Genomic DNA, 9,727 nt, shown 5'->3' with positions numbered 1-9,727 from the left:
TTCTGCACCACGGCGGGCAGGCTGTCACGGCTAGGGAAGCGTGCACCCCGGACATCCTCCTGGCTGGTTGAGTTCTCCGGTCGGTACGTAGCTACCGGAGAACTCAACCAGCCAGGAAGGGGTCAGCCAGGAAGGGGTTAGCGGGGGAGGGGGAGGCCTTCGCGGGCCAGCAGGGCGCGTTTGGTCTCGACGCCGCCGAAGCCGTAGCCGCCTAGGCTCCCGTCGGAGCGGATCACGCGGTGACACGGCACTGCGAAGGCCACCAGATTGTTCGCACACGCGCTGGCCGCCGCCCGGTGCGCCAGCGGGCGCCCAGCCATCTGCGCCAGCTCTCCGTAGGAGACCGTCTCCCCGGCCGGGACCTCGCGCATCGCGGCCCAGACCTCCTGACGGTAGGCCGAACCCGGCTGCACCACAGTCAGTGCGTCGAGTGCTGCATGATCCCCGGCGGCATAGGCCGCCACCGCCTCGGGCACCGGGCCTGATCCTGCCGGCAGCGGCTTCATCTCTCGGGCCGCCGTGGCCGGGGCCAGCACCTCGAGCTGGTCCATCAGCTTTAGGAGCACCCGCCCGATGGCGGCCACCTCCGGTTCGTCCCCGGAGGCCTGCGCCAGCGAGGCGGCGCGGATGGTGTCATCTTCCGGGGAGTAGATCACCACGATCGCGCCCAGGCCCTCCAGGGATGCCGAGCACCAGCGAAGCTCGGGCAGGTAGGACTCTTCAAGCGGCGGTGCGGCAGTCATAAACCAAATTCTCCACCGCTCAGCGGGCAAGGTCCACTCACGCCTGGATCCCGGGTCGATGCTGCGGAACAGACGGCGCTGCCGCGGCGTTGTACCGGATGACTGAGCTGCGGGGAGGGCCGATCTGCATGTGATCGTGCTGACCTTGAGCGTGCATCGGACGACGACGCAGCGCCAGTCATGTTAACCTAGTGATCACGAACTACTTCATATACGGCTAATCCCGCGATAGCGCCTGCCCGGCATCGCACAGGGACACGAGAAGACAGAGGGGGTCTCGCTTATGGGGCGTGGCCGTCAGAAGGCGAAAGCTACAAAGCAGGCTCGGGAGATCAAGTACTACACTCCTGACACCGACCTGACCGCTCTCGAGAGGGAGCTCGCCAAGACCCGTGGCGACAGGGAGCCGTCCAGCCGCCCAGTACGGCCGGACACTGAAGAGCGCAGCAGCGGCTTCGACCCGTACGAGGATAAGTACGGGCGCTGACCTGTGGAAGAGCCCACCCCAGCGGCCTTCACCAAGCCCGTCGAGAACGCCCATAAGGCGGCTCTGCGATCCATCGCACGGGTGGTGCACGACACCGCCGAACCGCAACCTGAGGAGATCGCCCGCGAGGGCATCCGCGAGATGCTGGCTTCCGGCGATGTTCTCTGCGTGACCGGAGCCGGAGTCTCCACCGACTCCGGGATCCCGGACTACCGCGGACCCCAGGGATCCCTGCATCGGCACCGCCCGATGACCTACCAGGAGTTCCAGCACGACTCCGCCTCGCGGCGCCGCTACTGGGCCCGCGGCTTCGTCGGCTGGCGCCAGATGCACCGCGCGGAGCCCAATGAGGCGCACCGGCTGCTCGCCGACTGGCAGGCTGAGGGTCTGCTCAGCGGCCTGATCACGCAGAACGTGGATGGCCTGCATCGCGCCGCCGGGGCAGACCCGGTGATCCACCTGCATGGCGACATGGACTCCGTGATCTGCCTGCACTGCGGCAACCGCGAGATGCGCTCCTCACTGGACACCCGGCTGCAGGAGGCGAACCCTGGCTACGCCGAGGCCGCCTTCGCCGCGGCCGAGAACGTGAACCCCGATGGCGATGTCACCCTGGATCAGTCCTGGGTGGAGCAGTTCCACATGGTCACCTGCCTGGTCTGCGGCTCGGAGAAGCTCAAGCCCGACGTCGTCTACTTCGGCGAATCCGTGCCCGCTGAGCGCAAGGCCGCCGTGCAGGAGCTGATCGCGGCCTCCTCGGCCCTGCTGGTGGTAGGCAGCTCCATGGCGGTGATGAGCGGATTCAAGATCGCGCTGACCATGCACCAGTCGAATCGGCCCATCGGGGTGATCAACGGTGGACCCTCCCGCGCTGACACCAAGGCCGACTGGCGCTGGCGGACCCGGATCACCCCGGCGCTGCAGAGTCTGAACGCTCTGCTGGGTGAGCAGGATCACCAGTAACTATACCGTACGTATAGTATAGTTACTCGGGTGATGACCCTTCCTTCTGTGCGCGCCGACGCCCGGCCCGCCCTCAGCGCGTGGCAGCGCTGGACCATGCTCGCCATCGTCTCCTCGGCGCTGCTGCTGATCGCCCTGGACAACACGATCCTCTACACCGCCCTGCCCACGCTGACCGCGGAGCTCGGCGCCTCCTCCTCCCAGCAGCTGTGGATCATCAACGCCTATCCGCTGGTGATCGCCGGCTTGCTGCCGGGCTCCGGCGCGCTGGGGGACCGGTTCGGTCACAAACGGATCTTCCAGGTCGGCCTGGGCATCTTCGGTGTCGCCTCGATCCTGGCAGCCTTCTCACCCAGCTCCGAGATGCTCATCGCCTCCCGGGCCCTGCTGGCCGTGGGCGCGGCCGCCATGATGCCCGCCACCCTGGCGCTGATCCGGCTGACCTTCTCCGTGGAGCGCGAGCGCAATATGGCCATCGCCATCTGGGCCGCAGTGGCCACCGTGGGCATGGCGCTGGGCCCGATCGTCTCCGGGGTGCTGCTGGAGTTCTTCTGGTGGGGCTCGGTGTTCCTGGTCAACGTGCCCATCGTGGTCGCCGCCCTGGTCCTGATGCTGGTGGTCGGCCCGGCCAACATCGCCAGCCCGGGCCGCCGCTGGGACTGGCTGTCCTCGGCCCAGGTGATGATCGGGCTCACCGCCGCCGTGCTGGCGATCAAGACCATCGCCGAGACCCCGGTGGACTGGGTGCGCTTCGTGGTCTCCGTGGTGGTCGCCGTCGTCATGCTCACCGTCTTCGCCCGGCGTCAGATGCGACTCACCCGCACCGCCGAGCCTCTGGTGGACTTCACGATCTTCCGCAACCGCGGGTTCAGCGGCGGAGTCATCGCCGCCGGCGCCAGCATCTTCGCGATCGTCGGGGTCCAGCTGGGCACCACCCAGCGCTTCCAGCTGGTCGAGGGCTTCTCCCCGCTGGACGCCGGCCTGATCGTCTCCGCCCTCGCCGTGGGCTCGATGCCCTTCGCACTCTTCGGCGGCGCGATCCTGCACCGCGCCGGACTGCTCACGCTGATCGGCGGCGGCATGGCGCTGGCCGCAGTGGGCGCGCTGGGCTCGATCTACGCCACCCTGGAGGATTCTCTGGTGCTGCTGGTGATCAGCTTCTGCGTGCTCGGCGCCGGGCTGGGTGCCTCGATGTCGGTGGCCTCCACCGCGATCATGGGCAATGTTCCCCCGCGCCGGGCCGGCATGGCGGCCTCCATCGAGGAGGTCTCCTACGAGTTCGGCGGACTGGTCGGGGTGGCGCTGCTGGGCAGCCTGCTCACCTTCGTCTACACCCGGGTGCTGGTGCTGCCCGCCGGCTCCGAGGAATACGCTTCTCAGGCGCCCGCCGCGGTGCTGGAATCCGGGGACGCCCCGGCGATGGCCGCGGCTGCGGAGGCCTTCGACATCGCCTACCTGGGCGTGCTGATCGGTGTGGCGGTGGTGATGGTGCTCGCCGCCGTCGCCTCCTCCTGGATGCTGCGCCGCTACACTCCGGGCACCGAGTCCCAGGCCTACCCCGAGAACCACTGAGCGGAGACGAACCCCTGTGCGACCCTCCAAACGCCGCGAGATCCTCGACGCCGCCACCCGTGTGGTCCAGCGCGAAGGCGTGACCACCCTGACCTATGAATCCGTGGCCGCCGAGGCGGGAATGACCAAGGGCGGGCTGCTGTATCACTTTCCGTCCCGGGAGGAGCTGCTGCTCGGGCTGCACCGGCACGTGGCGGAGAACTGGGAGCTGGCGCTGGAGGCAGAGGCCGGCGGCACCGCGGCCCAGCTGAACCGGGACGAACGCTTCCGCGCCTTCGTGCGGCTCTCGCAGAACCCGGAGCGCGCGGAGTTGCTGCTGATGCTCGAGGCATCCGAGGACCCGGTGGCCAACGCCGCCTGGGATGAGATCTTCGCCCGTTGGGCCCCGCAGCCCCCCGAGACGGCGCAGGCTTCCGACGACGACGCCGCGGAAGCCGCCGCGGTCCAGCGCTTCATCGCGCGGCTCGCCGCCGACGGACTGTGGTTCTACGAGGCGCTCTCCACCGAACGGCTGGACCCCCGGCTGCGGGAACGAGTCACCGAGGAGATCATCGCGCTCGCGCAGAACGCGACCGTACCGGCAGAGTAGTCTCGACCAGTGGCGATTCTCTCTCTGATGCTCTTCGTGGTGGCCGGCGCGGGCACCCCGGGACCTAACAACACCATCGTGATGGCCTCCGGAGCCGCCTATGGCTTCAAGCGCACGCTGCCGGCGATCCTGGGAGTCAACGTCGGCTTCCCGACCATGGTGCTGCTGGTGGGAATCGGTCTGGGCCAGGCACTGGAGCAGTGGCCGGTGATCCTCGACATCCTGCGTCCGATCGGGATCCTGTATCTGCTCTGGCTCGCGTTCAAGATCGCCAACGGCCCCACCACGCTGACCCCCAAGCCCGGAGCCACCCCGCCGGGATTCGTGCAGATGGCGCTCTTCCAGTTCGTGAACCCGAAGGCCTGGACCCTCTCGGTGGCGGCGCTGAGCGCCTTCACCGGCTTCTGGGACTCCTTCATGCTCGAGGTCGCCGTGATCGCGCTCGTGGCCTGCACCTTCGGCGCCCCCTTCACCGTGGCCTGGACCCTGCTCGGGGTCGGCGCCGGCAAGGTGATCTCCCAGCCGAAGCACATGCTGATCTTCAACCTGGTCATGGCCGGACTGCTGGTGGCCTCGGTGGTGCCCGCCATCGTGGACACCTGGGAGTCGCTGCCGCTCTAGGTGTGGCGCCGGTCTAGGTGCGGTGCCGCTTCAAGGGTGCCGACGCAGCGACCTCGCGTCGGTGCGGGCCTTGGATCACTGCGAAGGTGAGTCTGCTCCGTCCAGGCGCAGCTGATGCTCGCTGATCTCCGCCGCCCAGCGCTGATCATGGGTGGCCACCAAGACCGCGCCCCCCGCCGCGGTGAATCCGCGGACCAGGGTGCTCAGCCGATCCATCCCGGCCGCATCCCGGCCCAGCGTGGGCTCGTCCAGCAGCAGCACCGCAGGCCCCAGCAGCAGCGCCGAGGCGATCACACAATCCTTGCGCTGGGCGGGCACCAGATCATAGGGGTGCTCCTGCGCGTGGTCGGTGAGTCCCGCGGTCTGCAGCACGTGGTCCACGGCTAGTTCTCGCTGAGCCCGGGCGCGCTGACGATCCGCCCGGCGCAGCCGACGCCCGCCGGGGCCCAGCGGTGCCGCACGCAGCAGCTCCGCGCGCACCGTGGAGGCGGAGAGCTGGTCCCCGGGGTCCTGGCCCACCCAGGCCAGATGAGCGGCCCGGACATGCGCCGGGGTCCCCGCGAGCTCGACGCCGCGCGGCCCGGTGATCTGGGCCCCCGGCGCCACGGGCAGCAGTCCGGCCAGGGCGCCGAGCAGCGTGGACTTCCCGGAGCCATTGGCGCCCAGCAGGGCGGTGACCTCCCCGGCGCGCAGCTCCAGCCCGAGGTCCTGGAGCACCGGGCGGTCACCTCGGGTGACCGAGAGTCCTTGCACGTGCAGCTGCACGTCTGTGTTGCGGCCGGTTGCCGCATCGCGGCTGGGCTCCGGGGCAGGATTGGATGCTGCTTCGGGGTGCCGGGCTGGGGCGGACTGCCGTGATGGGGCGGGCTGCGTGGTCGGGGCGGGCTGCGGAGCGGGGCGGGAGGGTGCGCGCCGGACATCCCAGATCCCATGCCGATCAAGCCGCGCGGGGTCCAGCCGCAGCTCATCCTGGGGTCGCTGGTCAGGCCTCCCCGACGCCTGATCCGGCTGGTCTGGCTCCGCCAGGTCAGGCTGCGCTGGCTCCCCCTGACCAGGCTGCTCGGTGACGCGGTCCGGTGCTGAGCGCTCCTCCTTTGCATCAGTGGCCGGTCGGCTCTGGTCCAGGAACAGCACCCGGTCACAGTCCGCGGTGAGATCATCGTGCTGATGTCCGGTGAGCAGCACCGCGCCCCCGGCATCCCGGAACGCGCGCAGGGACCGGGCCAGTCGCCGTCGTGCGCCCGCGTCCAGGGCCTGTGAGGGCTGATCGAGGACCAGCACGCTGGGCCGCAGGGTGAGCAGCCCGGCCAGCGCGGTGAGCTGGCGCTCCCCGCCGGAGAGCGTGGTTAGCTGACGCTGCGCCAGGGCGGCGATGCCCAGCGCCTGCAGGCTGGCTTCGGCACGCTCCAGGCAGTCCTTCAGCGGCAGCCCGAGGAGCCGCCCCGGCAGTGCGGCCTCGTCTTCGACGGTGCCGGTCAGGCCGGTGAGCTGGGCCTCCGGGTCATCGCCGAGCATGCCCACGCGGTCCTTGGCCACCTCACGCACCCCGGTGCTCTGCCCATGTTCACCCAGCAGCCCTGCGGCGGCGCGGGCCAGGGTGGAGGTGCCCGCGCCCTGCGGGCCGAGCACCGCCACGGCGTCACCGGGGCGCAGCACCAGGTCCACGCTCTGCAGGGCCGGGGTCTCGGCGCCGCGGTACGTGAATCCGAAGTCAGTCAGACGCAGCAGCGGGGAACACCCCGAGGGCACGACTGCGGGCGGGGGCGTCCTGGAATCGGGCGTCGAGGGATCAGACATCGTGGGATCAGACATCTAGGACTCCGAGCAGGTCGGTGGCCGAGGGCAGCGGGAGCAGCCCGGCCAGGGAGGCGCCCACGAGAAGACAGGACCCGAGGACGGCGCCCCAGCGCAGCCCGCGCTGACCGGGCCCTGCGGGATAGAACCGGGCAGGGGTGGGGCGCGGGGTCAGGCCGAACCCGCGCTGGGTCAGCGCGTCATGGCGCTGGTCCAGCTGGGTGATGGCGGTGATCAGCAGGCCGGCAAGCACTCCGGGGAGCAGGCGCAGCCGCACCAGGAATCTGTCGGTGTCCCAGCCGCGTGCCGAGCGGGCGGTGAGCGCCGCCCAGATTCGGTGCCGCGCCAGCGGGATCAGACTCATCGCGGCGGCGCAGACATAGGCCAGGGACAGCGGAAGGCGCAGCGTGAGCATCCCGTCGAAGGCGCGCGAGGGATCCGAGCCGAAGGCGAAAAGTGCGCACACCGCGACCATCGCGGCAACACGCAGCCAGAGCTGGATCGCCAGCGCGAGGCCCTCCACGGTGACCGCGGCGGGCCCGAACTCGGCGAGGACCTGGGCCTGCTCGCCGGGATAGAACAGTCCCTGGATGATCCCGACCATGACCAGCATGGGTCCGGCGAGCACCACCAGGGTCAGCGCCCAGCTGCGAAAGCGGACTCGTGGGGAGGCCGCCGCCCCGGCCACCGCGCATAGAAGCACGGCGGCCGGGATCAGCGGGGAGGGAACCCCGTAGACGAGCAGCAGCGCACAGCCGAGCAGGACCAGCTCAGTGGCCGGATGCAGCCGCATGCGCAGGTCCCGCGTCTGTCCGGTTCCGGCGCCTCACCCGGGAGTGTTCGGTGAACGGGAATCGGCTGCGCAGCCGGTTCGGCAGCGCGGCGAGCACCAGGAAGGCCAGAGCGAAGATGATCGCCTTATCGGCCACGTCGCTGCCCAGCCCCTGGATGGTGGCAGCACCCAGCATCGAGGCACCGGCCCCCTGCAGGGCGGCGACGAGGCTCCCGGTGCCCACGCCGAGACCTCCGCCGTAGATGAAGGCGGCCACCGGGGTGGCGATCAGGCCGGTGGGGATCCCCGCCAGGGCTCCGGCGATCACGGCCCACCAGATGCGGCGGAAGCCGCCGAGCCGGGCGGCCCAGCCGGCGGCGGCGCCGATGAAGGCGGAGCCGGCGGTGAAGGCGATGACGGTGGGGTTGATCGTCACGCCCCAGATGACATTGGTCAGGATTCCGGTCAGCGCTCCGGCGGCGGGGCCGGCGATGACGCCGATGACTACGGTGCCCAGGGAATCCAGGTAGAGCGGGATCGGGGTCATGGTGCCCACGATCTGGCCGGTGGCGATGTTCAGCGCGATCATCACCGGCATCAGGGCGAGCACGCTGCGCGGGATCCGCGGCAGCGTGCCGGCTGCGATCAGCGCGGCGCCCAGCAGGTAGCCGACCATCACGCCGAGCGTGGTGTGGCCCAGGTCGGCGCCGAGGGTGGCGGGCTGGCTGGTCAGCACCCAGAGATAGGTGCCCAGGATGACGGCGGCGCCGGCGGTGAGCGCCAGAGTCGACCACAGCGGGGGAGCGGGGCGGAGCTGGTTGCCCGCGCGGTCGGTGTCGCGAGTCTTGGCGGTGCGAGCTTTAGGAGTGCGGGTCTGCTGCGGGTGCGTCTTCGGGGTTTCTCCGGGATCCGCCGCGGTGACGGACCCCTGCCCAGAGTGCGGGTCAGTGTGAGTCATGGTGTTGTGGTCCTCTTCTCAAGGTGGTGGTGAGGTGATCCAGGAACGCCTCGGCGTCCAGGCTGCGGATGATCTCCGCATTCGGCGCACGGCCCCAGCGGCCCAGCCAATCGGCCACGGTCTCGCCACGGGTCAGGGAGCCGATGAGCTCGACGTCGACCGCTGCCTGCTCGGTCTTGCGCGCCCAGGGAATTATCCCGTCTGCGGGAGGTGCGGACGAATCTGGGTCAGCCTTCGCCGTGGGGGAGGGGCTCTCCTGATGGCGCCGGACGGGGGTCTGCGGCTGGTGCTGAGCCTGGTTTCGCGCCCAGAGAACGGCGGCGGCCGTGACATAGGGGTCGTGGACATGGGCGAGGTAGCCGTGGCCATCGCTCTCATGGAACTCGAAGTAGAACCGCAGCGCCTCGGCCAGCTGCTCCAGAAAGGCTGACCACTGCGCGGAGCAGGGACCTTCGAGCATTCTCGCCAGCAGATCAGGGGTCAGCGCCACCGCCTCGGTGGCCTCGATCGGGCCGATCACCGGCAGCCGGGCTGCGGCACCGAAGGCGTCGAGCACGCCCTTCGCGGCCTCCGGGTCATAGCTGATGTTCCACTCGGTGGTGGGCCGGGTGTTGCCCCGGTAGTTGAAGGCCCCGCCCATGATGAAGAGCCGCTTGAGCAGCTGCGGGAGCCGGGGCTCCAGCTGAAGTGCCAGGGCCAGGTTGGTGGCCGGTCCGGTGAGCACTCCGAGCAGCTCACCCGGATGAGCGTGGGCCGCCCGGACCCAGGCCTGCGCGGCGGGAAGCGCATCGGCGGTGAATCCGCCGGCGATCCCACCGACAGGCAGCTGGGCATAGCCGGCGCCGGTGTCGCCGTGGGTCTCCTCGGCGTACTCGCTGACTCCGGCCAGCGGGTGCTCTGCCCCTGCGTGCACACACAGGTCGGTGCGCCCGGCCAGCTGCAGCCAGCCCAGCGTGTTCGTCAGCACCTGGGCGGTGGAGACGTTGCCGCCGCTCGCCGCGATGCCGGTGATCTCGACGTCGTCCTGGCAGAACAGCCAGCCCAGCGCGAGTGCATCATCGATGCCGGGGTCACAGTCGAGGAAGAGAGGGATCACCCGTCCCATTGTGCCGGGTGCACCCGAAGGCCCCGCTACATAGAGAGCCTTATTCAATTAAGACACACTTGTCTTGCGTATCTTAGGGTAACCTTGGATCAGATCAATCAGGCTCCGGACGGGTGAGCCTGC

The 9,727-nt window shown here is 69.8% G+C and carries 10 protein-coding genes; 5 read left to right on the top strand and 5 right to left on the bottom strand.

Going from position 1 to position 9,727, the window contains the following annotated elements:
• Window positions 1-137 precede the first annotated feature (137 nt).
• A complete protein-coding gene (locus tag HNR11_RS03580; RefSeq protein WP_179441164.1) occupies window positions 138-743 on the bottom strand; it encodes a methylated-DNA--[protein]-cysteine S-methyltransferase in 606 nt (201 codons plus the stop codon).
• Window positions 744-1,026: 283 nt separating this feature from the next.
• On the opposite strand from HNR11_RS03580, the gene HNR11_RS03575 reads away from it, so the two are divergent.
• The 5 genes from HNR11_RS03575 to HNR11_RS03555 are packed head-to-tail and all read left to right on the top strand — an operon-like array spanning window position 1,027 to window position 4,975.
• Window positions 1,027-1,230, top strand: a complete 204-nt coding sequence (locus tag HNR11_RS03575; RefSeq protein ID WP_179441163.1) for a DUF3073 domain-containing protein — start codon at window positions 1,027-1,029, stop codon at window positions 1,228-1,230.
• Between the two features lie 3 nt (window positions 1,231-1,233).
• Window positions 1,234-2,193: a Sir2 family NAD-dependent protein deacetylase gene (locus tag HNR11_RS03570; protein ID WP_179441162.1), complete on the top strand. Its 960-nt coding sequence runs from the start codon at window positions 1,234-1,236 to the stop codon at window positions 2,191-2,193.
• A gap of 33 nt (window positions 2,194-2,226) precedes the next feature.
• Window positions 2,227-3,765 carry an MFS transporter gene (locus HNR11_RS03565; RefSeq protein ID WP_246310302.1) on the top strand — a complete coding sequence of 513 codons (1,539 nt, stop codon included), beginning with the start codon at window positions 2,227-2,229 and terminating at the stop codon, window positions 3,763-3,765.
• A 16-nt stretch (window positions 3,766-3,781) separates the two neighbouring features.
• The gene (locus tag HNR11_RS03560; RefSeq protein WP_179441161.1) at window positions 3,782-4,354 is read left to right on the top strand and encodes a TetR family transcriptional regulator; all 573 of its coding nucleotides are present in this window, start codon (window positions 3,782-3,784) and stop codon (window positions 4,352-4,354) included.
• A gap of 9 nt (window positions 4,355-4,363) precedes the next feature.
• Window positions 4,364-4,975: a LysE family transporter gene (locus HNR11_RS03555; RefSeq protein WP_179441160.1), complete on the top strand. Its 612-nt coding sequence runs from the start codon at window positions 4,364-4,366 to the stop codon at window positions 4,973-4,975.
• A gap of 75 nt (window positions 4,976-5,050) precedes the next feature.
• Here the strand turns inward: HNR11_RS03555 and HNR11_RS14165 are convergent, their stop codons facing one another.
• The 4 genes from HNR11_RS14165 to HNR11_RS03535 are packed head-to-tail and all read right to left on the bottom strand — an operon-like array spanning window position 5,051 to window position 9,604.
• Window positions 5,051-6,787 (bottom strand): ATP-binding cassette domain-containing protein, encoded by a 1,737-nt coding sequence (locus HNR11_RS14165; protein WP_179441159.1) that lies wholly within the window; start codon window positions 6,785-6,787, stop codon window positions 5,051-5,053.
• On the bottom strand, window positions 6,780-7,562 hold the full coding sequence (locus HNR11_RS03545; RefSeq protein WP_179441158.1) for an energy-coupling factor transporter transmembrane component T family protein: 783 nt from the start codon (window positions 7,560-7,562) through the stop codon (window positions 6,780-6,782). The genes HNR11_RS14165 and HNR11_RS03545 overlap by 8 nt, the downstream gene beginning before the upstream one ends.
• A complete protein-coding gene (locus HNR11_RS03540) occupies window positions 7,540-8,499 on the bottom strand; it encodes an ECF transporter S component (protein WP_246310301.1) in 960 nt (319 codons plus the stop codon). The genes HNR11_RS03545 and HNR11_RS03540 overlap by 23 nt, the downstream gene beginning before the upstream one ends.
• On the bottom strand, window positions 8,486-9,604 hold the full coding sequence (locus HNR11_RS03535; protein ID WP_179441157.1) for a nucleoside hydrolase: 1,119 nt from the start codon (window positions 9,602-9,604) through the stop codon (window positions 8,486-8,488). Before HNR11_RS03535 ends, HNR11_RS03540 begins: the two co-directional genes overlap by 14 nt.
• Window positions 9,605-9,727: the final 123 nt, after the last annotated feature.

Source organism: Nesterenkonia sandarakina, assembly GCF_013410215.1.
GTDB lineage: Bacteria > Actinomycetota > Actinomycetes > Actinomycetales > Micrococcaceae > Nesterenkonia > Nesterenkonia sandarakina.
Note: the sequence above shows the minus strand (reverse complement) of the source record. Positions and strands in the feature narration are given on the sequence as shown.

Excerpts from the sequence above, each read along its gene's own strand:
- HNR11_RS03535 (WP_179441157.1), bottom strand. The coding sequence starts at position 9,604 with ATGGGACGGGTGATCCCTCTCTTCCTCGACTGTGACCCCGGCATCGAT.
- HNR11_RS03575 (WP_179441163.1), top strand. The coding sequence starts at position 1,027 with ATGGGGCGTGGCCGTCAGAAGGCGAAAGCTACAAAGCAGGCTCGGGAG.
- HNR11_RS03565 (WP_246310302.1), top strand. The coding sequence starts at position 2,227 with ATGACCCTTCCTTCTGTGCGCGCCGACGCCCGGCCCGCCCTCAGCGCG.
- HNR11_RS14165 (WP_179441159.1), bottom strand. The coding sequence starts at position 6,787 with ATGTCTGATCCCACGATGTCTGATCCCTCGACGCCCGATTCCAGGACG.
- HNR11_RS03540 (WP_246310301.1), bottom strand. The coding sequence starts at position 8,499 with ATGACTCACACTGACCCGCACTCTGGGCAGGGGTCCGTCACCGCGGCG.
- HNR11_RS03580 (WP_179441164.1), bottom strand. The coding sequence starts at position 743 with ATGACTGCCGCACCGCCGCTTGAAGAGTCCTACCTGCCCGAGCTTCGC.
- HNR11_RS03545 (WP_179441158.1), bottom strand. The coding sequence starts at position 7,562 with ATGCGGCTGCATCCGGCCACTGAGCTGGTCCTGCTCGGCTGTGCGCTG.